Raw genomic sequence first — 22,895 nt, 5'->3', positions numbered from 1 at the left:
GGGCAAGCCCGCTCCCACGCAATCTGTGTGAACCCATAGAAGTTGCGTGGGAGCGGGCTTGCCCCGCGATAGGGCCGGCCCTGACACCTTAACCTTCGTAGCTGTCGATCACTTCCTGCGCAGCGCGGAAGGCATCAATCGCCGCCGGCACCCCCGCATACACGGCGCAATGCAGCAGCGCCTCGCGAATCTCTTCCATCGTACAGCCATTGTTCAGCGCCCCGCGCACATGCCCCTTGAGCTCTTGCGGGCACTTCAGCGCAGTCAGGGCCGCCAGGGTGATCAGGCTGCGGGTCTTCAGCGGCAAACCGTCACGCGACCAGACACTGCCCCAGGCATGTTCATTGACGAAATCCTGCAGGGGCTGGGTGAAATCGGTGGCGTTGTTCAGTGCGCGGTCGACGAACGCGTCGCCCATTACTTGGCGGCGCACCTGCTCGCCAGTCTTTGCTGCATCGGCCATGTTGTTTTCCTTAGTGTTGGCGGCGCCAGGCACGCAGGGTGGTGTACAGCAGAATCACCCCAAGCACTGGCAGGACATAGAACAGCATGAGGTTTTCCAGGCGCCCGGCCAGCGGCATGCCGGTGGTGAAGGTCACCACATGCAGGCCGTAGGCCAGGTATAGGCAGAGGAACACCAGCCCTTCGGCGCGGGTGACGCGGTAGCCTGAATAGAACACCGGCAGGCTCAAGGCGGCAACGCCGAGCATCACCGGCAAGTCGAAGTCCAGCGCGTTGGGCGATATCGACAGTGGGGCAGGAGTGACCAGGGCAGTGACGCCCAGCACCGCCAACAGGTTGAACAGGTTGCTGCCGATCACCGTACCTACGGCGATCTCGCGCTCGCCGCGCAGGGCGGCGATCAGTGCGGCAGCAAGCTCCGGCAGTGAGGTGCAGACGGCGACCACGGTCAGGCCAATGATCCGCTCCGACAGCCCCAGGTCGGTCGCGACTTCGACGGCAGCCTCCAGCAGCAGGTGGCCAGCCACACTCAACAGCCCCAGGCCGAGCAGAATCTGCAGCACGGCGCCGGTCCAGAAGCGCCCAGAACTGCTTGGCAGTGGACCGGGTGCGGGATAGGTGCGGGCATAATGGCGGGACTGATGCCAGAGCATCGCCAGATAGCCGACCAGGCCAATCACTAACAGCAGCCCCTCCAGCCTCCCCAATTGACCGTTGGCTGCCAAGAGGTAGACCAAGGCGCTGGCGGCAACCATCAGCGGGATATCCAGCCGCACCAACTGGCGCGAGACGCGCAGAGGGATGATCAGCGCGGCGAGGCCAAGGATCACCAGCACGTTGAAGATGTTGCTGCCGATCACGCTGCCGACCGCCACATCCGGCGCGCCCTGGTAGGCCGCCTGCAGGCTCACGGTCAGTTGCGGTGCGGTGCTGCCGAACGCCACCAGGCTCAGGCCGATGATCAGTGGTCGCACGTGCAGGCGGCTCGCCAGGCGCAGGGCGGCGCGCACCAGCAGTTCGGCGCCGAGCACCAGCAATAGCAAGCCGAAGCCCAGTTGCAGGAGGCTGAAAGTGGGAAGGGTGGCCAGGTCGAAAATGGTCAGGGCTCCAGTCGGATCAGTCGCTCAGACCTTGTACCCGGACTCGCGCGGTTCCGCTACGGATCATGCCGATTTTTTCTGCGGCGGCGCGGGAGAGGTCGATCAGTCGGCCGCGGGTGTGTGGGCCGCGGTCGTTGATGCGTACCACGACGCTGCGCTGGTTGGCCAGGTTGGTGACCAGTACCCGGCTACCGAAGGGCAGGCTGCGGTGGGCTGCGGTCAGGCCATGTTGGTTGAACGGTTCGCCGCTGGCGGTGCGTTTGCCGTGGTGGCGTGAGCCGTAATAGGAGGCGGTGCCGCTGGTGTCGTATCCGCGAGGGTCGATATCGTGGCTGGCACAGCCGGCCAGCAGGGAGAAAAGCGCCAGGGCGCTGAGGCTACGCCGCATTCTGGGTGGTGCTCCTGAGTGAGTCATCGCGGGGCAAGCCCGCTCCCGCATGAGCGTAGAGCTCAGGTGGGAGCCGGCTTGCCCCGTGATTGGGCTTACCCTTCGAGCTTAGCCTTGAGCAATTGGTTCACTTGCCCCGGGTTGGCCTTGCCTTTGGAGGCTTTCATCGCCTGGCCGACAAAGAAGCCGAACATCTTGCCGCGCTTGGCCTCGTCGGCCGCGCGGTACTGTTCGACCTGCTCGGCGTTGGCCGCCAGCACTTCGTCGAGCATCTTGTCGATCGCGCCGGTGTCGGTGACCTGCTTGAGGCCTTTGCTCTCGATGATGCTGTCAGCATCGCCTTCACCGGCCGCCATGGCCTCGAACACGGTCTTGGCGATCTTGCCGCTGATGGTGTTGTCACGAATGCGCAGCAACATGCCACCGAGCTGTTCGGCGCTGACCGGCGCCTGGTCGATCTCCACGCCCAGCTTGTTCAGCAGGCTGCCCAGCTCGACCATGACCCAGTTGGCGGCAAGCTTGGCGTCGCCACCAATCTTCACCACTTGCTCGAAGTAGTCCGCTTGTTCACGGCTGGAGGCCAGCACGTTGGCGTCGTAGGCCGACAGGCCGTACTGGCTCTGGAAGCGCTCGACCTTTTGTGGCGGCAGCTCCGGCAGGCCGGCGCGGACGGTTTCGAGGAAGCTGTTCTCGATGACCACCGGCAGCAGGTCAGGATCGGGGAAGTAACGGTAGTCGTTAGCTTCTTCCTTGCTGCGCATGGAGCGGGTTTCGTCTTTGTTCGGGTCGTACAGGCGGGTTTCCTGGACAACCTTGCCACCGTCTTCGATCAGGTCGATCTGACGCTGGATCTCGCTGTTGATCGCGCGCTCGATGAAGCGGAACGAGTTGACGTTCTTGATCTCGCAGCGGGTGCCGAACTCGGCCTGGCCTTTGGGTCGGATCGAGACGTTGCAGTCGCAACGCAGCGAGCCTTCGGCCATGTTGCCGTCGCAGATGCCGAGGTAACGAACTAGCGCGTGGATCGCCTTGACGTAGGCCACGGCTTCCTTGGCGCTGCGCATGTCCGGCTCGGAGACGATCTCCAGCAGCGGCGTGCCGGCGCGGTTCAGGTCGATCCCGGTAGCGCCGTTGAAGTCTTCGTGCAGGCTCTTGCCAGCGTCTTCTTCAAGGTGCGCACGGGTGATGCCGACGCGCTTGATGGTGCCGTCTTCCAGGGCGATGTCCAGGTGGCCCTTGCCGACGATCGGCAGCTCCATCTGGCTGATCTGATAGCCCTTGGGCAGGTCAGGGTAGAAGTAGTTCTTGCGCGCGAAGACGTTGCGCTGGCCGATTTCGGCATCGATGGCCAGGCCGAACATGCAGGCCATGCGCACGGCTTCCTGGTTGAGCACCGGCAGTACGCCAGGCATGCCCAGGTCGACCAGGCTGGCCTGGGTGTTCGGCTCGGAACCGAAGGTGGTGGCGCTGCCGGAGAAAATCTTCGACTGGGTGGCGAGCTGGGTATGAATCTCCAGCCCGATCACAACTTCCCATTGCATGTGTGAATTCCTCAGAAGCCGTTGGGGGCGCGGGTGTGCCAGTCGGTGACTTGCTGGTAGCGGTGCGCGACGTTGAGCAGGCGGCCTTCCTGGAAATACGGCGCCAGCAGCTGCACGCCCACTGGCAGGCCTTCGACGAAGCCCGCTGGCATCGACAGGCCCGGCAGGCCCGCCAGGTTGGCGGTGATGGTGTAGACGTCTTCCAGGTAGGCGGCGACCGGGTCGCTGCTCTTGGCGCCAAGCTTCCAGGCCGGGTTCGGCGTGGTTGGGCCAAGGATGAGGTCGACCTGCTCGAAAGCCGTCATGAAGTCGTTCTTGATCAGGCGGCGGATCTTCTGCGCCTTCAAGTAGTAGGCATCATAGTAACCGGCCGACAGCGCGTAGGTGCCGACCATGATCCGCCGTTGCACCTCGGTGCCGAAGCCTTCGCCACGCGAGCGCTTGTACAGGTCGGTGAGGTCCTTCGGGTCTTCACAACGGTAGCCGAAGCGTACGCCGTCGAAGCGCGACAGGTTGGAGGAGGCTTCCGCCGGGGCGATCACGTAGTACGCGGGGATTGCGTGCTGCATGTTCGGCAGGCTGATTTCCTTGACCACTGCGCCGAGCTTTTCCAGCTCCTTGACGCTGGCCAGGACCAGGTCGGCGATGCGTGGGTCGAGGCCGGCACCGAAATATTCTTTCGGCAGGCCGATGCGCAGGCCTTCGAGCGGCGCATTGAGGTTGGCGCTGTAGTCCGGCACCGGCTCATCGATGCTGGTCGAGTCCTTGGCGTCGAAGCCCGCCATACCTTGCAGCAGCAGTGCGCAGTCTTCGGCGGTGCGCGCCAGTGGGCCACCCTGGTCGAGGCTCGAGGCGTAGGCGATCATGCCCCAGCGCGAGACGCGGCCGTAGGTCGGCTTGAGGCCGGTGAGGTTGGTCAGCGCCGCCGGCTGGCGGATCGAGCCGCCGGTGTCGGTGCCGGTGGTTACCGGCAGCAGGCGTGCGGCCACGGCAGCGGCGGAGCCACCCGACGAGCCGCCAGGCACGTGCTCGAGGTTCCACGGGTTTTTCACCGGGCCATAGTGGCTGGATTCGTTGGCCGAACCCATGGCGAACTCGTCCATGTTGGTCTTGCCCAGGGTGACCATGCCGGCTTCGGCCAGCTTGGCGACCACGGTGGCGTCATACGGCGCCTTGAAGTTGTCGAGCATCTTCGAGCCGCAGCTGGTGCGTACGCCGTTGGTGCAGAACAGGTCCTTGTGGGCGATTGGCGCGCCCAGCAGCGCACCGGCTTCACCCGCGGCGCGGCGGGCGTCGGCGGCACGCGCCTGGCCCAGGGCCAGGTCTTGGGTGACGCTGATGAAGCTGTTCAGTTGTGGGTCGAGTTGCTTGATCCGCGCCAGCAGGGCGCCGGTTAGCTCTTCGGAGGAAAACGACTTGTCGGCGAGTCCGCGGGCGATCTCGGCCAGGGTCAATTGATGCATGGCAGGTGCTATCCCTTACTCGATGACTTTCGGAACCAGGTACAGACCGTTTTCGGTCGACGGGGCGATGGCCTGATAGCTATCGCGCTGATTGCTTTCAGTGACCTGGTCGGGGCGCAGGCGTTGGCTGGCCTCCAGGGGGTGGGCCAGAGGCTCGATACCGCTGGTGTCGACGGCTTGCATCTGGTCGACCAGCCCGAGAATACTGTTCAAGGCATCGGTGATGCGTGGCAGTTCGCCTTCATTCAGGCCCAGTCGGGCCAGATGGGCGATCTTTTCCACGTCGGAGCGTTGAAGCGCCATTGGGGATCTCCAGGGAAACAAAACGGATTAGGTCCGCGATGAGGAACATGCCAGCATTTTGGCGGTCAAAGGGCCGCGATCATCTGCAGGCTTGCTCGGAAAAACTGCCAATTTAACATATTGGCTCCTTGCCCAAAATCCCTGCCATTGTTAGAGTTTGCCGCACTTTTTTACCCACGCTTTCCCCAGGGTCACTTTCCCATGTTCAAGAAACTGCGTGGCATGTTTTCCAGCGATCTTTCCATCGACCTGGGTACTGCCAACACCCTTATTTACGTGCGTGAGCGCGGTATCGTCCTGAATGAGCCCTCGGTTGTTGCCATCCGTACCCACGGCAACCAGAAAAGCGTCGTCGCCGTCGGTACCGAAGCCAAACGCATGCTGGGCCGTACGCCTGGCAACATTGCTGCCATTCGTCCGATGAAGGACGGCGTGATCGCAGACTTCAGCGTTTGTGAAAAAATGTTGCAGTACTTCATCAACAAGGTCCACGAAAACAGCTTCCTGCAGCCCAGCCCACGTGTGCTGATCTGCGTGCCGTGCAAATCGACCCAGGTCGAGCGCCGTGCCATCCGTGAGTCGGCCCTCGGCGCCGGTGCACGTGAAGTGTTCCTGATCGAAGAGCCAATGGCTGCCGCTATCGGTGCCGGCCTGCCGGTCGAAGAGGCGCGTGGTTCGATGGTCGTCGATATCGGTGGTGGTACCACTGAAATCGCCCTGATCTCGCTCAATGGCGTGGTCTATGCCGAGTCCGTTCGCGTTGGCGGCGACCGCTTCGACGAAGCGATCGTGACCTACGTGCGCCGTAACTACGGCAGCCTGATCGGCGAATCCACCGCCGAGCGCATCAAGCAGGAAATCGGCACCGCCTACCCAGGTGGCGAAGTGCGTGAAGTCGACGTACGCGGCCGTAACCTGGCCGAGGGCGTGCCACGCGCCTTCACCCTCAACTCCAACGAAGTGCTCGAAGCCCTGCAAGAGTCGCTGGCGACCATCGTTCAGGCGGTCAAGAGCGCCCTTGAGCAGTCGCCGCCTGAGCTGGCCTCGGACATCGCCGAGCGCGGCCTGGTGCTGACCGGTGGTGGCGCCCTGCTGCGCGACCTGGACAAGCTGCTGGCCCAGGAAACCGGCCTGCCGGTGATCGTCGCCGAAGACCCACTGACCTGCGTCGCCCGTGGCGGCGGTCGTGCGTTGGAAATGATGGACAAACACGCCATGGACCTGCTCTCGAGCGAGTGATCCACGGCGTAGTCCAACGTTCGGTAATGATCGCCCGGTTTACAGGTGGCACGTGCAGTGCTACCTGTATGCGCTGGGCTGGCGTCCGTTGGGCGCTGTTTCCGTCAACCCGCAGCAGGCCGGTGCATTGCTCCATGTCCAATGACCTCCTGAATCGTCGTCCACGAGGAACGGCCCATTAAACCGCTTTTCTCCAAGGGCCCTTCGCTGGGCGTTCGCCTGCTGGTGCTGGTGGTCCTGTCGGTCGCGCTGATGGTGGTCGACTCGCGCTTTGCCTTGCTCAAACCGGTACGCAGCCAGATGGGGCTGGTGCTGATGGAATCCTATTGGCTGACCGACCTGCCGCAGCGCGTGTGGCAAGGTGTGGCCAGCCAGTTTGGCAGCCGCACCGAGCTGGCCGCCGAGAACGAGAAGCTCAAGACCGAGGCCCTGCTGCTGCAAGGGCGGCTGCAGAAGCTGGCCGCGCTGACCGAGCAGAACGTGCGCTTGCGTGAACTGCTCAATTCTTCGGCACTGGTCAACGAGAAGGTCGAGGTCGCCGAGCTGATCGGTGTCGACCCCAACCCCTTCACCCACCGCATCCTGATCAACAAGGGCGAGCGCGACGGCGTGTTCCTCGGCCAGCCGGTGCTCGATGCCCGTGGCCTGATGGGCCAGGTGGTCGAGTTGATGCCGTACACCTCGCGGGTCCTGCTGCTGACCGACACCACCCATAGCATTCCGGTGCAGGTCAACCGCAACGGTCTGCGCGCCATCGCCAGTGGCACCGGCAACCCGGAGCGCCTGGAACTGCGGCATGTCGCCGATACCGCCGACATCAAGGAAGGCGACCTGCTGGTGAGCTCGGGCATGGGCCAGCGCTTCCCGGCAGGCTACCCGGTGGCCACGGTCAACGAAGTGATCCACGACTCCGGCCAGCCGTTTGCCATTGTCCGCGCCATCCCTACCGCCGCGCTGAACCGCAGCCGCTACATGCTGCTGGTGTTCAGTGACCGGCGCACACCGGAAGAGCGTGCCACCGAGGCGGCGATTGCCCAGGAGGAAGCCGACCGTAAAGGTGTGGCACCGGCTCCGCTGAGCGGTAGCCCGTCCACGGCGCCCGCCGCCCCGGCCCCCGCTGCGCCGACAGGTGCCGCGCCGGCCACCCCGGCCGCACCTGCTACCCAGGGCGCAGCCCCCGTCAATCCGGCAGCGGCGCCTGTGGCGCCGAGCCAACCTGGGAGGCATTGATGGCCAGTTCGCGCAGTAAGAACGGTTGGTTCATCTGGCTGACCTTCGTCATTGGCTTGCTGCTCAGCGTTTCGCCGATGCCGCAGTTCATGGAAGTCTTCCGCCCGATGTGGCTGGCCATGCTGGTGTCGTTCTGGGCGCTGGCAGTGCCGAACAAGGTCGGCATGACCACCGCGTTCATCCTCGGCCTGGCCGAGGACGTGCTGTATGGCACGCTGTTGGGGCAGAACGCATTGATCCTGACCCTGATCACCTTCCTGGTGCTGTCGCTGCAACAGCGCCTGCGTATGTTCCCCATGTGGCAACAAAGCCTGGTGATCCTGGTGATCTTCGGCATCGCCCAGCTGATCCAGCTGTGGTTGAGCGCGCTCACCGGCAATCGCCTGCCAACCCTGGCGCTGGTCTGGTCAGCGGTGATCAGTGCCTTGCTCTGGCCGTGGATCAGCTTTGCCTTGCGCGATATTCGCCGCCGCTTGCACATCCACTGACCGGCAACGCCGCGACTGACAGGGAGCTGTCCCATGACCCCGCTGTACCTAGCCTCCGGCTCGCCGCGCCGTCGTGAACTGCTGACCCAGATCGGCGTGCCGTTCACCACGATCAGTGCCCCCATCGATGAAACCCCGTTGCCTGATGAAACTGCTCCGGCCTATGTCGAGCGCTTGGCGCAAGCCAAGGCCGCCGCAGGTCTTGGCCAGGTGTCAGGCCCGGCGGTAGTGCTCGGTGCAGATACAGCAGTGGTGCTCGATGGGCGCATCCTGGGCAAGCCTGAGAGCCGTGAACATGCCATGGCCATGCTCGCCGACCTTGCGGGCCGTGAGCATCAAGTGCTCACTGCGCTAGCGCTGAACGATGGCCAGCGTTGCTTGAGCGTGTGTGTCAGCAGCACTGTGCGCTTTCGCCCGATCAGTAGCGACGAAGCGGCCCGCTACTGGGCCAGCGGCGAACCGCTGGACAAAGCCGGTGGCTACGCCATCCAGGGGCTGGGCGCGGTGTTCGTCACCGGCCTGGTCGGTAGCTACTCGGCAGTGGTTGGCTTGCCCCTGAGCGAAACCGCCGATCTGCTCGGTCAATTCGCCATTGCCTGCTGGCAACTGCCGGCGGCTCAGCCAGAGGATTGAACGCTTCGCTAGCCAGGGATCGGTCAGCGATCCATCATTATCCAAGACCTTTGACGAGAGCCTGCCATGAGTGAAGAGATCCTGATCAACATCACCCCGATGGAATCGCGCGTGGCAGTGGTGGAAAACGGTGTCCTGCAAGAGGTGCATGTCGAGCGCACCCAGCGCCGCGGCATTGTCGGCAACATCTACAAGGGCAAGGTGGTGCGGGTGTTGCCGGGCATGCAGGCGGCCTTCGTCGACATTGGCCTGGAGCGCGCGGCGTTCATCCATGCCTCGGAGATCTCCCAGCGCGAAGGCTCGGCGGTGGAAACCATCACGGCGCTGGTGCATGAGGGCCAAGCCTTGGTGGTGCAGGTGACCAAGGACCCCATCGGCACCAAGGGCGCTCGCCTGACCACCCAGCTGTCGATCCCCTCGCGCTACCTGGTGTACATGCCGCGTAGCAGCCATGTCGGGATTTCCCTGAAGATCGAAGACGAAGCCGAGCGCGAGCGGCTCAAGCAGGTGGTCAGCAACTGCGTCGAGCAGGAGAACATCAAGGACGCCGGTGGCTTCATCCTGCGCACCGCCGCCGAAGGCGCGCGCCAGGAAGACATCCTCCAGGACATCCGCTACCTGCGCCGCCTGTGGGAGCAGATCGGCAGCCAGATCCAGACCTGCGGCGCGCCGACTGTCATCTACGAAGATCTCGGCCTGGCCCTGCGGACCCTGCGCGACCTGGTCAACCACAAGATCGAGAAAATCCGCATCGACTCGCGGGAAACCTTCCAGAAGACTACCCAGTTCGTCGGCGAGCTGATGCCTGAGATCGCAGATCGTCTGGAGCATTATCCTGGCGAGCGACCGATCTTCGACCTGTACGGCGTCGAGGACGAGATCCAGCGTGCCCTGGAGCGCAAGGTACCGCTCAAATCCGGTGGCTACCTGGTGGTCGATCCGGCCGAGGCGATGACTACCATCGACGTCAATACCGGCGCCTTCGTCGGTCATCGCAACCTTGAGGAAACCATCTTCAAGACCAACCTGGAGGCGGCCACCGCCATTGCCCGGCAACTGCGCCTGCGCAATATCGGCGGGATCATCATCATCGACTTCATCGACATGGAAGACGAAGAGCATCAGCGCCAGGTCCTGCGCACCCTGGAAAAGCAGCTTGAACGTGATCACGCCAAGACCAACATCATCGGCATCACCGAGTTGGGCCTGGTGCAGATGACCCGCAAGCGCACCCGTGAAAGCCTTGAGCAGGTCCTGTGCGAGCCATGCGCCGGCTGCCAGGGGCGCGGCAAGCTGAAAACCCCTGAAACCATCTGCTACGAGATCTTCCGCGAGATCCTCCGGGAGGCGCGCGCCTACCAGGCCGAGGGCTATCGAGTGCTGGCCAATCAGAAGGTGGTCGACCGCCTGCTCGATGAAGAATCGGGCAATGTCGCCGAGCTTGAAGCCTTCATCGGTCGAACCATTCGCTTCCAGGTCGAGTCCATGTACTCCCAGGAACAATACGATGTGGTGCTCCTCTGACGCGTTCTGAAACCCTTCGCCAGCTGGCGAAAACCAGGCTTGGGGCCATAGTTAAGGCACGACTTGGAGGGCCATGGCCATGGGACGTCTGACCCGCGTTCTGAGCGCCTTGACCCGCTGGGGGCTGGGCCTGTGCGCCCTGTTGGCGGTGCTGGTGGCGCTGTATGTCAGCCTCGGTCGGCAACTGGTACCGCTGGTAGCCGAATACCGCGCTGATGTAGAGAGCAAGGCCGAGCAGGCCTTGGGCTTGCCTGTGCACGTAGGTGCGCTGGAAGGGCGCTGGAGCGGCCTGGCACCGGTGTTGCGCGTGCGTGATCTGCAATTGGGCGAGGGCGCTGACGCCCTGCGTCTGGACGATGTGCGGGTGGTGCCTGATCTGTGGGCCAGCCTCAAGGCCCGCGAAATACGCCTGGCACGTATTCAACTGGGCGGCCTGCAACTGATTCTGCGCGAGGACGAGCAAGGCGCCTGGGTGCTCGAAGGCCTGCCGAAAAAAGACGATAGCCCGCTCGATCCTGCGCAAGCGCTGCAACTCTTGCAGCAACTGGGCCGTATCGATGTGTTCGACAGCCAGGTGACCCTGCACCCCTGGCAGCGCGACCCGCTGACCCTCACCTACGTGAGCCTTGGTCTGCAGGCCGGCGCCTCGCGCCAGGCCGTCGACCTGCGTGCCACCTTGCCGGACGGCCAGCCGCTGGCAGTCAATTTGCGCAGTCGCGCCAGCGCCAGTACGTGGCGTGAGGGTTCGTTGCAAGGTTACCTGAGCTTGCCGCAGAGCGATTGGGCGCGCTGGTTGCCGCCGCGCTTGCTCGGCCAGTGGCAGGCCAATGTCCTCAAGGCCGGCGGTGAACTGTGGATCGACTGGCGCAAAGGCCAATTGCAGCAGGCGGTGGTTCGCCTCAATGCCCCGCAGTTACGCGGCGGCTATGGCCAGCGCAAAGCGGTAAGCCTGGAAGACCTGGCGCTTTCGGCGTGGGTCCAGCGCGATAAAGAGGGCTATGCAGTCGTGCTCGACTCGCTGGCGGCGAGCATCGGCAAGACCCGCTGGGAAACGCACCTGCAAGCACGCCAGCAATTGGGCCAGACGCCTGCCGATGAAACCTGGACCGTTCAGGCCGACCGCCTCAACTTGACCCCGCTGACGCCGCTGATCAATGCCCTGGCACCGCTGCCGGAAAAAGTCATGGCGGTAGTCGATGGCCTGAACGTGACAGGTGCCTTGCGCAATGTGCACCTGGATATCCGCCCCAAGGCCGAAGGTGATCAGCGCTTGCAGTTTGCCGCCAACCTGGAGCGAGTCGGTTTCGATGCCTATCACGGCGCGCCTGCGGCCGGTAATGTCAGTGGCAGCATCGCCGGCGACCTGGGACACGGCGAACTGCGCCTGGATACCGATGCCTTCATGCTGCACCTGTACCCGATCTTCGCCAAACCCTGGCATTACCAGAAGGCCAACGCCCAGCTGAACTGGCGCCTGGACAAACAAGGCTTCACCTTGATCGCGCCTTATCTCAAGGTGCTGGGCGAGGAGGGCAAGATCGCTGGCGACTTCCTCATCCGCCTGCTGTTCGAAGACGGGCGCGAAGACTACATGGACCTGCGTGTCGGCTTGACCGAAGGCGACGGGCGCTATACCGCCAAGTACCTGCCTGAAGTGCTCAGCCCGGCACTCGATGAATGGCTGCGCAGCGCCATCGTCAAAGGCACGGTCGATGAGGGTTATTTCCAGTATCAAGGTTCGCTGAACCACGGCGCGACGCCTGAGGCGCGCAGCATCAGCCTGTTCTTCAAGGTGCGCGATGCAGCGCTGGACTTCCAGCCTGGCTGGCCGCAGGTGCAGCACGTTGCCGGTGATGTGCTGATCGAAGACAGCGGCGTGCGCATCAAGGCCCAGCGCGGCCAGCTGCTCGATACCCAAGTCAGCGATGTCAGCGTCGATATTCCTCATGTCGAAGAAGGCCAGCACAGTCATCTGTATCTGGATGGCGACTTCGATGGCGGCCTGGGCGACGGCCTGAAGATCCTCCAGCAAGCACCGATCGGCACTGGCGAGATCTTTGCGGGCTGGGAAGGCGAAGGGCCGCTCAAGGGCAAGGTCAAACTGGATATTCCCTTGGCACGCGGCGAACGGCCGAAAGTGCGGGTGGATTTCACCACCGCTGATGCGCGCTTGAAAGTCGCCCCGCCAACCCTGGAATTGAACAAGCTCAAAGGCGATTTCAGCTTCGACCTCGACAAAGGCCTGAGCGGCAAGGACATCACCTTGCAGGCCTTCGGCAAGCCGGTCAGCGCGCAAATCAGCGCCGAAGGTCAGCCTGGCCAGATGCAGACCCGGATCAATGCCTCCGGCCAGGTGGCGCTCAAGGCCCTGACCGACTGGCTGCAATTCAAGCAGACCTTGCCAGCCAGTGGTGAGCTGCCTTATCAGCTGCAGTTGAGCCTGGGCAGCCGGGACAATCGCCTGAGCATCAATTCGTCACTCAAGGGGCTGGCCATCGATTTGCCGGCGCCGTTTGGCAAGACGGCCCAGCAGACGCGCGATAGCCGCTTCAGCATGACCCTGCAGGGCGCCGAACGACGATTCGATGCCGCTTACAGCGATCTTGCCCGCTTTGCCTATGCCGCGCCTGGCGACAAGCTGGATCAGGGCCGCGGTGAGTTGCTACTGGGCACGGGCGAGGCGCAAGTGCCTTCTGGTCAGGGCCTGCGCGTGCGCGGCCGGCTGGAAACGTTGGACCTGGAGCCCTGGCAGCAGCAGGCGCAACGCTTCGCCGGACAAGACCCTGGCGGCAGTGCCCGGCAGAATCTGCAAGGGGTTGACCTGAGCATCGGTAAGCTCAAGGCCTTCGGCATGGACTTGAACCAGGCCGTGGTGCGCCTGGCCCGCGCTGCCAATGCCTGGGACCTGCGCCTGGACAGCCGCGAAGTGATGGGCAACGCACGCATCCCCGACGCCAAGGCGCAACCGATGGTGGTCAAGTTGCAGACTTTGCGTCTGCCGCCTGCCGATCCTGCCGAAACCCAGAGCGAGGATGGCCCCGATCCGCTGGCCACGTTCGACCCGCGCAAGGTGCCCGCGCTGGACCTGACCATTGACAAGCTGTACCGCGGCGACGATCTGTTCGGCAACTGGGCGTTGAAGTTGCGCCCCACCCCGCGCGGCGTTTCTTTCGATGATATCGACATCGAAATCAAAGGCCTGCACATCGATGGCAGCGGCGGCTGGGAAGGCGATCCAGGTGCTACCGGCAGTTGGTACAAGGGCCGGTTGGACGGCAAGAACCTGGCTGATGTGCTCAAGGGCTTTGGCTTTGCGCCAACGGTCACCAGCCGAGATTTTCGCCTGGATGTCGACGGGCGCTGGCCTGGCTCGCCGGCTGCAGTGGGGCTGAAAAGCTACTCCGGCAGCCTCGATGCCGCGCTGCGCACCGGTCAGTTCGTCGAAGTCGAGGGCAGTGCCCAGGCCTTGCGGGTATTTGGCTTGTTGAACTTCAACTCGATCGGCCGGCGCCTGCGCCTGGACTTTTCCGACCTGTTTGACAAGGGCTTGGCCTATGATCGGGTCAAAGGCCTGCTGGTGGGCAGCGAGGGGGTCTACGTGACCCGTGAGCCGATCACTGTTACCGGGCCGTCGAGCAACTTCGAGCTCGATGGCACCCTGGACATGGTCCGCGACCGGGTCAACGCTAACTTGCGAGTGACCCTGCCGGTGACCAATAACCTGCCACTGGCAGCGCTGATTGTCGGGGCGCCGGCCATCGGTGGCGCACTGTTCCTGGTCGATCGGTTGATCGGTGATCGGGTAGCGCGGTTTGCCAGCGTGCATTATCGCGTCGAGGGGCCATGGAAAGAGCCTAAAATCACCTTTGTGAAACCTTTCGAAAAGTCGCGCTAGGAGCTGGGATGAAGTCAGCGGTGATTCAGATGGTCAGCCAGGATGACATTTTGGCCAACCTGCAGCGTGCCCAGGCCCTGCTCGAACAAGCCGCTGAGGGCGGGGCACGGCTGGCCGTGTTGCCGGAGAACTTCGCCGCCATGGGTCGCCGTGACGCCGCAGCCATCGGTCGCGCCGAGGCATTCGGGCAAGGGCCGATCCTGCCCTGGTTGAAACGCACCGCCCGTGACCTCAAGTTATGGATTGTCGCCGGTACTTTGCCGTTGCCGCCGGTCGGCCAGCCTGAGGCCAAGTCGCATGCCTGCTCGCTGCTGATCGACGAGCACGGGGAGGTGGCCGCTCGCTATGACAAGCTGCACCTGTTCGATGTCGATGTTGCGGACAACCGCGGCCGCTATCGCGAGTCCGATGACTATGCCCACGGCAGCCAAGTGGTGGTTGCCGATACGCCGGTGGGACGCGTGGGCCTGTCGGTGTGCTACGACCTGCGGTTTCCCGAGCTGTACAGTGCCTTGCGTGCAGCCGGAGCGGAGCTGATTACCGCGCCGGCGGCTTTTACCGCCGTGACCGGTGCGGCGCACTGGGAGGTGCTGATTCGCGCGCGGGCGATCGAAACCCAGTGCTACCTGCTCGCTGCGGCGCAAGGTGGCACGCATCCCGGACCCCGGGAAACCCACGGTCATGCGGCGATTGTCGACCCCTGGGGGCGAATCGTTGCGCAGCAGGCGAGCGGCGAAGCCGTCCTGCTGGCAGAACGTGACAGCGATGAACAAGCGTCCATACGGGTGCGGATGCCGGTGATCAAGCACCGGCGCTTTTTCTCGCAGGACGCCTTGCGGCCTGCGCACACCTCGGAGTGACTATGAGCGAGATGTTAACCACTGTCAGCGATCATCTGCTGGCGCCGGGCGGTCTGACCCTCGACAGCCTGCAATCAGTGCTGGGCGAGCTGGCCGGGCCAGGCATCGATGCCGCCGACCTGTACTTCCAAGGGCAGATCTCGGAAACCTGGGCCCTTGAAGACGGTATCGTCAAGGAAGGCAGCTTCAACCTTGACCAAGGCGTGGGCGTGCGTGCCCTGTCCGGTGAGAAGACCGGCTTCGCCTACAGCAACGCGATCAACCTCGAAGCGCTGACTTCGGCCGCCCGTGCCGCCCGCTCGATCTCCCGCGCCGGCCAGAACGGCACGGTACAGGCTTTCCGCAGCCAGGACGTCGCTGCTTTGTATGCGCCGAACAACCCGCTGGATGTGCTCAGCCGGGCGGAGAAAGTCGAGCTGCTCAAGCGCGTCGATGTCGCCACGCGTGCGCTCGATCCACGTATCCAACAGGTCAGCGTGAGCATGGCTGGGGTCTGGGAACGCATCCTGGTCGCCGCCGCTGACGGCAGCCTGGCCGCCGACGTGCGCCCATTGGTGCGCTTCAATGTCAGCGTGATCGTCGAGCAGAATGGCCGTCGCGAGCGCGGCGGGCAGGGCGGTGGCGGTCGTACCGACTACCGCTTCTTCACCGACGAGCGAGTCATGGGGTATGCCCGCGAGGCCTTGCGTCAGGCGCTGGTCAACCTCGAAGCGCAGCCTGCGCCAGCAGGCACCTTGCCTGTGGTGCTGGGGCCGGGCTGGTCCGGGGTGCTGCTGCACGAAGCCGTAGGGCATGGCCTGGAAGGTGACTTCAACCGCAAGGGCAGCTCGGCCTACAGCGGCAAGATTGGCCAGAAGGTCGCCTCCAGCCTGTGCACCATCGTCGATGACGGCACTCTGCAAGATCGCCGTGGCTCGCTCAGCGTCGACGACGAAGGCACGCCGACCGAGTGCACCACGCTGATCGAGAACGGCATCCTCAAAGGCTATATGCAGGACAAGCTCAACGCACGCCTGATGGGCATGGCCGTCACCGGTAATGGCCGGCGTGAGTCCTACGCCCACCTGCCGATGCCGCGCATGACCAACACCTACATGCGTGCGGGCGAGAGTGATCCGGCGGAGATCATCGCTTCGGTCAAGAAGGGCATCTACTGCGCCAACCTGGGCGGCGGTCAGGTCGATATCACCAGCGGCAAGTTCGTCTTCTCCACCAGCGAGGCGTACTTGATCGAAGACGGCAAAATCACCGCGCCCGTCAAAGGTGCGACGTTGATTGGCAATGGTCCGGAGGCGATGAGCCGGGTATCGATGGTCGGCAATGACCTGGCCCTGGACAGTGGTGTCGGGACCTGTGGCAAGGATGGCCAGTCGGTGCCGGTAGGCGTTGGGCAGCCGACGCTGAAACTGGATGCGATTACCGTTGGCGGAACCGGCGGGTGATTTCTGGGGCTGCGCTGCAGCCCCAAATGACGTTACTCAGCGCAGGCCGCGCTGGGTTTCGTCGAGCTCGCGGATGTATTTGAACACCTTGCGCGCAGCGGCCGGTGGTTTGTTCCGGGCCTTTTCGTGCTGGGCATGACGGATCAGCGAACGCAGGTGCTGACGGTCGGCCTCGGGGTACTCGTTGATGAAACGCTCCAGGTCTTCGTCAGTGCCGTCGACCAAGCGATCACGCCAGCGCTCCAGGCCATGGAAACGCTCGTTGTACTGGCGGGTCGAACTGTCGATCTGATCGAGCAGGGCGAGGATCGCGTCAAGGTCCTGGTCGCGCATCAGCTTGCCGACAAACGACATGTGACGTTTGCGGGCGCCGTACGCGGTGTGCTTGCTCGATTCGGCCAGCGCTTTGCGCAGGCCATCGGTCAGGGGCAGTAGAGCCAGGGTATCGGGCTTGAGCGTGGTCAGGCGCTCGCCCAGTTCGACCAGCGCATGCAGCTCGCGCTTGATCTGGGTTTTGCTTTTTTCGCCGTCGAAGGCGTCGTCGTATGAATCAACCATGGTGGCAGTCCGCTGGAAAACGCCGCCATGATAACCAGTCGGGGGCCGCTTGTCCGGCCCGGTCGTAGAATGACCCTCGCCGTAAGCAGAATTTGAGTGGAGAAGACCATGAGTGCAGTCCAGAGCATAGGCCCCAAGGACCTGCCGGCATTGCAGGAGCAAGTCGAAGCGATCGTTGCCGAGGCGCGTCGCCAAGGCGCCAGCGCTTGCGAGGTCGCGGTGTCGCTGGAGCAGGGGTTGTCCACCACGGTGCGCCAGCGCGAAGTGGAAACGGTCGAGTTCAACCGTGACCAAGGCTTTGGCATCACCCTCTATGTTGGCCAGCGCAAGGGCTCGGCCAGCACCTCGGCGAGTGGCCCGGAGGCGATTCGCGAAACGGTTGCAGCGGCCTTGGCGATTGCCAAGCACACCTCTGAGGACGAGTGCGCAGGTTTGGCCGATGCCGCGCTGATGGCCCGGGATATCCCCGAGCTTGATCTGTACCACGACTGGGACATCGATCCGGAGCAAGCCATTGAAAAGGCCCTGGCCTGTGAAGCGGCTGCGTTCGAGGCCGATGCGCGGATCAAGAACGCCGATGGCACCACCCTCAATACCCACCAGGGTTGCCGGGTCTATGGCAACAGCCATGGATTCATCGGTGGCTATGCCTCCACGCGGCACAGCCTCAGTTGCGTGATGATCGCCGAAGGCGACGGGCAGATGCAGCGCGATTACTGGTACGACGTCAACCGCCAGGGCGAGCTGTTGGCCGACCCCCGCAGCATCGGCCTGCGTGCCGCGCAGCGTGCGGCCAGTCGTCTGGGCGCGCGGCCGGTGCCGACCTGTGAAGTGCCGGTGCTGTTCTCGGCAGAGCTTGCCGGTGGCTTGTTCGGCAGCTTCCTGGGGGCGATTTCCGGCGGCAACTTGTATCGCAAGTCGTCGTTCCTGGAAGGCGCTATTGGCCAGCGCTTGTTCCCTTCCTGGCTGACCCTCGACGAGCGCCCGCACCTGCCGCGAGCGTTGGGCAGTGCTGCCTTCGATGGTGATGGCCTGGCGACCTATGCCAAGCCGTTCGTCGAAAACGGCGAGCTGGTGTCCTACCTGCTGGGCACGTACTCCGGGCGCAAGCTGGGTTTGCCCAGCACCGCTAACTCGGGAGGGGTGCACAACCTGTTCGTTACCCATGGCGAGGAAGACCAGGCGGCGTTGATCCGGCGCATGGGCCGTGGCTTGTTGGTGACTGAGCTGATGGGGCATGGCCTGAACATGGTCACCGGTGACTACTCACGCGGTGCGGCGGGCTTCTGGGTCGAACATGGCGAGATCCAGTTCCCGGTGCAGGAGGTGACTATCGCCGGCAATATGAAAGACATGTTCCAGCAAATTGTAGCGATTGGCAGCGATATCGAAACGCGCAGCAACATTCACAGCGGCTCGGTACTGATCGAGCGCATGACAGTAGCAGGCAGCTGAGTTTAGCTCGTGGGAGCGGGCTTGCCCCGCGATGGCGTCCGCTCAAACGACCTCGTCAGCAAAGCGTTCACTATCGCGGTGGCAAACCCGCTCCCACGTTTTCCTTGAGTATCAGACCCTAACCCGGCCATCGCGCCGGGTTTTTTGTTTGTCGCTTTGCACTTGAAGTGATTCTATTTATCACTTAATAATGAATATCATTATCCAAGCACCCGGCGATGATGTTCATGAAAACCGTCCTCCACGAGTTGCCCTACCTGGAAAACTGGCGCTGGCTCAGTCGGCGTATTCGCTGCGCCCTCGAACCTGACGAGCCGCGCTTGATCGAGCACTACCTGGCCGAGGGTCGCTATCTGGTGTGCTGCACCGAGACCTCGCCATGGACGGTCGCCCTGACCTCATTCCGCCTGCTGCTCGATACCGCCTGCGATCGCATGCTGCCATGGCATTGGCGCTGCCAGTGCCTGGACCAGGCCTGGCGACCACTGCTCGACCTGCGCAACCTCGACCGCCGCGAGCAAAACCTCAGGTGGCAACCTTACGCCCTGCAATTGGCCAATTGTGTGTTGCTACCTTCGATTTCTCCCGATGAACTGATGCAAGGATTTGATGATGAGTGATACCCGTATCGAGCGTGACAGCATGGGTGAGCTGCAGGTGCCGGTTCAGGCCCTGTACGGCGCCCAAACCCAGCGCGCGGTCGACAACTTCCCGATCAGCGGCCAGCGCATGCCGGCTCAGTTCATCCGCGCGCTGCTGCTGGCCAAGGCCGCGGCGGCCAAGGCCAACGTCGAGCTGGAGCAGCTCTCCCCGGCGCAAGGCCAGGCCATCGTCAAGGCCGTCGAGCAACTGCTGATCGAGGGCTTCATCCAGCACTTCCCGGTCGACGTCTACCAGACCGGCTCCGGCACCAGCTCGAACATGAACGCCAACGAGGTGATCGCGACCTTGGCCAGCCGTGTGCTGGGCGAGCAGGTCAATGCCAACGACCACGTCAACTGCGGGCAGAGCAGCAACGACATCATCCCCACCACCATCCACGTCAGCGCGGCACTGGCCCTGCATGAGCAGCTGTTGCCAGCCTTGCGTCACCTGGTCCAGGTGATCGACGCCAAGGCCGCTGAGGTACACCAGTACGTCAAGACCGGCCGGACCCACCTGATGGACGCCATGCCGGTGCGCATGAGCCAGGTGCTTGGTGGCTGGGGCGCGCAAGTCAAGGCGGCCCAGGCGCATATCGAAGCCACCCTGCCGAGCCTGCAAGCGCTGGCGCAAGGCGGCACCGCCGTGGGCACCGGGATCAACGCCCACCCGCAGTTCGCGGCAGGTTTTGCCCGCCAGCTCAGCGGCCTGACCCACGTTGAATTCACCCCAGGTGACAACCTGTTCGCACTGATCGGCTCGCAGGACACTGCCGTCGCCCTGTCTGGCCAGCTCAAGACCACTGCCGTGGCGCTGATGAAGATCGCCAACGACCTGCGCTGGATGAACTCCGGCCCCCTGGCTGGCCTCGGTGAGATCGAGTTGGAGGCGCTGCAGCCGGGCTCCTCGATCATGCCGGGCAAGGTCAATCCGGTGATTCCGGAAGCCACTGCCATGGTCGCCGCGCAAGTGATCGGCAACGACGCCACCATCGCCGTCGCCGGCCAGTCAGGCAACTTCGAGCTGAACGTGATGCTGCCGGTCATCGCCCGCAACCTGTTGGAAAGCATCGAGCTGATGGCCAACGCCAGCCGCCTGCTGGCCGACAAGGCCATTGCCAGTTTCAAGGTCAACGACGCCAAGCTCAAGCAAGCGCTGTCGCGCAATCCGATCTTGGTTACCGCGCTGAACCCGATCATCGGTTACCTGAAGGCCGCCGAGATTGCCAAGACCGCCTACAAGCAAGGTCGACCGATCATCGATGTGGCGCTGGAGCACACCGACCTGTCCCGCGATCAGCTCCAAGCGCTGCTCGATCCGGAAAAACTCACTGCTGGCGGCATCTGATCAGAGTCGCCCTGGAGGCACGTCATGCAGCACTGGAAACGCACCACGGATTACGCCAATCGCTTGTTCGAACAAGGCGAGCTGGTCGATGCCCGGGAACATTACCTACAAGCCCTGGCCCTGGCCCAGGTGCTGCTCGAGCGCTGGCATGACGTCGACGAAGCGGTCGCCGCTTTCGTCATCGCTCACCACAACCTGGCCGATTTGCACCTGCGCCTGAACCAGCCGCACGAGAGCGCCGATTACTTGTGCGCCGCGCATCAGCGGCTGCTCCAGGCCAGCCAGGAGGCGCGCCTGCCCCAGGCCTTGCGTGACGCAGCGCTGCGTCACAGCGGGCGTACCTACACCGAGCTGCTGAACTTCATTGCCGAGTACGGCCAGTACCCGCGCACCGAGCGCCTGCTCAATCGCCACGCACCTGAGGCGAGCGAGCTGGCTGCCCAGGTGGACGTCACTCATCGCCCATTAGCCTATGGAATCCACTGACATGCCGCATACCTTGCCTGCCTTGCCTTACGCCTACGATGCGCTGGAGCCGCACATCGATACCCAGACCATGGAGATCCACCACAGCAAGCACCACCAGACCTACATCAACAACCTCAATGCCGCCATCGAAGGCACCGAGTGGGCCGAATGGCCGGTTGAGCAACTGGTGGGTGCGGTCAAGCAACTGCCGGAAAAGCTGCAGGGCGCAGTGATCAACCAGGGCGGTGGTCATGCTAACCACAGCTTGTTCTGGACGGTGATGTCGCCCAAGGGCGGCGGTTTGCCAGAGGGTCAGGTGGCCAAGGCCATCGATGAGCAGCTAGGTGGTTTCGAGGCATTCAAAGACGCCTTCACCAAGGCCGCCCTGACCCGCTTTGGCAGCGGCTGGGCCTGGTTGAGCGTGACCCCCGGGAACACGCTGGTCGTGGAAAGCAGCGGCAACCAGGACAGCCCGCTGATGCACGGCAACACGCCGATCCTCGGCCTGGACGTCTGGGAGCACGCTTACTACCTCAAGTACCAGAACCGCCGCCCGGAATACATCGGTGCGTTTTATAACGTCGTCGATTGGGCTGAAGTGGAACGCCGTTACCTTGAAGCCCTGAAGTGAGTTGACCCGGTATGCGCTCTGAGGTGATGTCTGTCAGCAGTGTGCGTCTGTTTCGACTGGCGCTAGGGACTTTGCTGTTGCTGGTCGGCACCGCGCTGCTGGTTGCGCGTGGCATCGACTGGCTAGACCTGGAACCGCGCATGCTGCGGGCCCTGGAGGGCGGCGCATTGTGTGCATTGGGCACGGCGCTGGGCGCAGTACCGGTGTTGGTCATCCGCAACATGCCGGTTGCCCTGGCGGACACATTGCTGGGTTTTGGCGCCGGGGTGATGCTGGCGGCCACTGCATTCTCGCTGATCATCCCCGGCCTGGATGCGGCCCAGGCCATCGGTTTCAGCCCTTGGGGCGCCGGTGGCGTGATCAGTTTTGGCCTGTTGTTCGGTGCCTTGTGCCTGTTTCTGGTCGACCTGAAAGTCTCCGGCGCATCGCCGGAAGCCTTGGTCGGCAGCGACAATCAGCCGGTGATCGCCGCGCGGATCTGGCTGTTCGTCATCGCCATCATTGCCCACAACATTCCCGAAGGCATGGCCATTGGCGTGTCTGCGGGGGGCGGTATGGCCGATGCCGACAGCCTGGCCATGGGCATCGCCTTGCAGGATGTGCCTGAAGGGCTAGTGATCGCCTTGGTCTTGGCGGGGGCGGGGATGTCGCGGTTCAAGGCGTTCTTGATCGGCGCCGCTTCTGGGCTGGTCGAGCCATTGGCGGCGGTGATTTGCGCCTGGCTGGTCAATGTCGCTGAACTGCTGTTGCCGTTGGGCCTGGCCTGCGCGGCGGGGGCGATGTTGCTGGTGGTGACCCAGGAGATCATTCCGGAATCGCGCAGCAATGGCCATCATCGTCTGGCCAGTTTGGGGCTGTGTGTTGGCTTCTGCCTGATGATGGTGATGGATACGGCGATGGCCTGATTTAGTTCTTGGGGCCGCTTTACGGCCCCGACGTTCTTCAGCGTCTTACTCGCCTTCGTCGAAATAGTTGTTGATCAGCGCCACCAGCGCTTCAAGGGCATCGTGGTCCTGCTCGCCCTCGGTATGCAGGTGCACTTGGGTGCCTTTACCTGCGGCGAGCATCATCACGGCCATGATGCTTTTGCCATCGACCAGTTTGTCTGGCGCGCGGCCAACCCTCACCTGGCACGGGTAGCGCCCGGCCACGCCGACGAACTTTGCCGCCGCCCGGGCATGGAGCCCCAGCTTGTTGATGATGGTGATTTCGCGGGCGGGCATCGT

At 63.5% G+C, this 22,895-nt stretch carries 22 protein-coding genes; 14 read left to right on the top strand and 8 right to left on the bottom strand.

The genetic code is table 11. The annotated features are described in order from the left end of the window. Positions 1–88: 88 nt before the first annotated feature. From AAZU54_RS21725 to gatC, 6 genes are all read right to left on the bottom strand, one after another. Positions 89–463: a carboxymuconolactone decarboxylase family protein gene (locus AAZU54_RS21725; RefSeq protein WP_186554042.1), complete on the bottom strand. Its 375-nt coding sequence runs from the start codon at positions 461–463 to the stop codon at positions 89–91. 10 nt (positions 464–473) lie between these two features. Continuing rightward, entirely contained in the window at positions 474–1,517 is a 1,044-nt protein-coding gene (locus AAZU54_RS21720; RefSeq protein ID WP_186554295.1) for a calcium/sodium antiporter, read from the bottom strand. A 61-nt stretch (positions 1,518–1,578) separates the two neighbouring features. Next, on the bottom strand, positions 1,579–1,950 hold the full coding sequence (locus AAZU54_RS21715) for a septal ring lytic transglycosylase RlpA family protein (RefSeq protein WP_186554041.1): 372 nt from the start codon (positions 1,948–1,950) through the stop codon (positions 1,579–1,581). A gap of 95 nt (positions 1,951–2,045) precedes the next feature. Then, positions 2,046–3,491: an Asp-tRNA(Asn)/Glu-tRNA(Gln) amidotransferase subunit GatB gene (gene gatB / locus AAZU54_RS21710; protein WP_186554040.1), complete on the bottom strand. Its 1,446-nt coding sequence runs from the start codon at positions 3,489–3,491 to the stop codon at positions 2,046–2,048. Between the two features lie 11 nt (positions 3,492–3,502). Continuing rightward, entirely contained in the window at positions 3,503–4,954 is a 1,452-nt protein-coding gene (gatA, locus tag AAZU54_RS21705) for an Asp-tRNA(Asn)/Glu-tRNA(Gln) amidotransferase subunit GatA (protein WP_368973067.1), read from the bottom strand. A gap of 15 nt (positions 4,955–4,969) precedes the next feature. Next, positions 4,970–5,257 (bottom strand): Asp-tRNA(Asn)/Glu-tRNA(Gln) amidotransferase subunit GatC, encoded by a 288-nt coding sequence (gene gatC / locus AAZU54_RS21700; protein WP_186554038.1) that lies wholly within the window; start codon positions 5,255–5,257, stop codon positions 4,970–4,972. A gap of 201 nt (positions 5,258–5,458) precedes the next feature. On the opposite strand from gatC, the gene mreB reads away from it, so the two are divergent. From mreB to tldD, 8 genes are all read left to right on the top strand, one after another. After that, positions 5,459–6,496, top strand: a complete 1,038-nt coding sequence (gene mreB, locus AAZU54_RS21695; protein WP_003255163.1) for a rod shape-determining protein MreB — start codon at positions 5,459–5,461, stop codon at positions 6,494–6,496. Positions 6,497–6,673: 177 nt separating this feature from the next. Next, positions 6,674–7,726 carry a rod shape-determining protein MreC gene (mreC, locus tag AAZU54_RS21690; RefSeq protein ID WP_186554294.1) on the top strand — a complete coding sequence of 351 codons (1,053 nt, stop codon included), beginning with the start codon at positions 6,674–6,676 and terminating at the stop codon, positions 7,724–7,726. Next, entirely contained in the window at positions 7,726–8,214 is a 489-nt protein-coding gene (gene mreD / locus AAZU54_RS21685) for a rod shape-determining protein MreD (RefSeq protein ID WP_186554037.1), read from the top strand. The genes mreC and mreD overlap by 1 nt, the downstream gene beginning before the upstream one ends. 33 nt (positions 8,215–8,247) lie before the next feature. Further along, on the top strand, positions 8,248–8,847 hold the full coding sequence (locus AAZU54_RS21680) for a Maf family protein (protein WP_186554036.1): 600 nt from the start codon (positions 8,248–8,250) through the stop codon (positions 8,845–8,847). Between the two features lie 66 nt (positions 8,848–8,913). Next, positions 8,914–10,371 carry a ribonuclease G gene (gene rng / locus AAZU54_RS21675; RefSeq protein WP_186554035.1) on the top strand — a complete coding sequence of 486 codons (1,458 nt, stop codon included), beginning with the start codon at positions 8,914–8,916 and terminating at the stop codon, positions 10,369–10,371. 73 nt (positions 10,372–10,444) lie between these two features. Beyond that, complete coding sequence (locus AAZU54_RS21670; protein WP_434727662.1) at positions 10,445–14,266, top strand: YhdP family protein; 3,822 nt, start codon at positions 10,445–10,447, stop codon at positions 14,264–14,266. A gap of 8 nt (positions 14,267–14,274) precedes the next feature. Beyond that, entirely contained in the window at positions 14,275–15,126 is an 852-nt protein-coding gene (locus tag AAZU54_RS21665; protein WP_434727661.1) for a carbon-nitrogen hydrolase family protein, read from the top strand. Positions 15,127–15,128: 2 nt separating this feature from the next. Continuing rightward, positions 15,129–16,568 carry a metalloprotease TldD gene (gene tldD, locus AAZU54_RS21660; protein WP_186554032.1) on the top strand — a complete coding sequence of 480 codons (1,440 nt, stop codon included), beginning with the start codon at positions 15,129–15,131 and terminating at the stop codon, positions 16,566–16,568. A gap of 36 nt (positions 16,569–16,604) precedes the next feature. Here the strand turns inward: tldD and yjgA are convergent, their stop codons facing one another. After that, positions 16,605–17,126: a ribosome biogenesis factor YjgA gene (yjgA, locus tag AAZU54_RS21655; protein ID WP_434727660.1), complete on the bottom strand. Its 522-nt coding sequence runs from the start codon at positions 17,124–17,126 to the stop codon at positions 16,605–16,607. A gap of 108 nt (positions 17,127–17,234) precedes the next feature. Between yjgA and pmbA the strand changes: the two genes are divergently transcribed. The 6 genes from pmbA to AAZU54_RS21625 all read left to right on the top strand — a co-directional run bounded on the left by pmbA (position 17,235) and on the right by AAZU54_RS21625 (position 22,574). After that, a complete protein-coding gene (gene pmbA, locus AAZU54_RS21650; protein WP_186554030.1) occupies positions 17,235–18,581 on the top strand; it encodes a metalloprotease PmbA in 1,347 nt (448 codons plus the stop codon). A gap of 218 nt (positions 18,582–18,799) precedes the next feature. Next, positions 18,800–19,201, top strand: coding sequence for a FagA protein (locus AAZU54_RS21645; protein ID WP_186554029.1), 402 nt, complete (start codon positions 18,800–18,802; stop codon positions 19,199–19,201). Beyond that, complete coding sequence (locus tag AAZU54_RS21640; RefSeq protein WP_434727659.1) at positions 19,194–20,570, top strand: class II fumarate hydratase; 1,377 nt, start codon at positions 19,194–19,196, stop codon at positions 20,568–20,570. Before AAZU54_RS21645 ends, AAZU54_RS21640 begins: the two co-directional genes overlap by 8 nt. Before the next feature lie 24 nt (positions 20,571–20,594). Further along, on the top strand, positions 20,595–21,056 hold the full coding sequence (locus AAZU54_RS21635; protein ID WP_186554027.1) for a hypothetical protein: 462 nt from the start codon (positions 20,595–20,597) through the stop codon (positions 21,054–21,056). Between the two features lies 1 nt (position 21,057). Next, positions 21,058–21,669: a superoxide dismutase gene (locus tag AAZU54_RS21630; RefSeq protein ID WP_312152262.1), complete on the top strand. Its 612-nt coding sequence runs from the start codon at positions 21,058–21,060 to the stop codon at positions 21,667–21,669. Between the two features lie 11 nt (positions 21,670–21,680). Beyond that, the gene (locus AAZU54_RS21625) at positions 21,681–22,574 is read left to right on the top strand and encodes a ZIP family metal transporter (protein ID WP_312152263.1); all 894 of its coding nucleotides are present in this window, start codon (positions 21,681–21,683) and stop codon (positions 22,572–22,574) included. Between the two features lie 45 nt (positions 22,575–22,619). Here the strand turns inward: AAZU54_RS21625 and AAZU54_RS21620 are convergent, their stop codons facing one another. Continuing rightward, positions 22,620–22,892 carry an HPr family phosphocarrier protein gene (locus tag AAZU54_RS21620; protein WP_186554024.1) on the bottom strand — a complete coding sequence of 91 codons (273 nt, stop codon included), beginning with the start codon at positions 22,890–22,892 and terminating at the stop codon, positions 22,620–22,622. Positions 22,893–22,895 lie beyond the last annotated feature (3 nt).

The organism is Pseudomonas sp. Je.1.5.c (genome assembly GCF_051129895.1).
In the GTDB taxonomy this organism is placed as follows: domain Bacteria; phylum Pseudomonadota; class Gammaproteobacteria; order Pseudomonadales; family Pseudomonadaceae; genus Aquipseudomonas; species Aquipseudomonas urmiensis.
The sequence above is the reverse complement of the archived record's forward strand: the minus strand, read 5'-3'. Positions and strand labels throughout refer to the sequence as shown.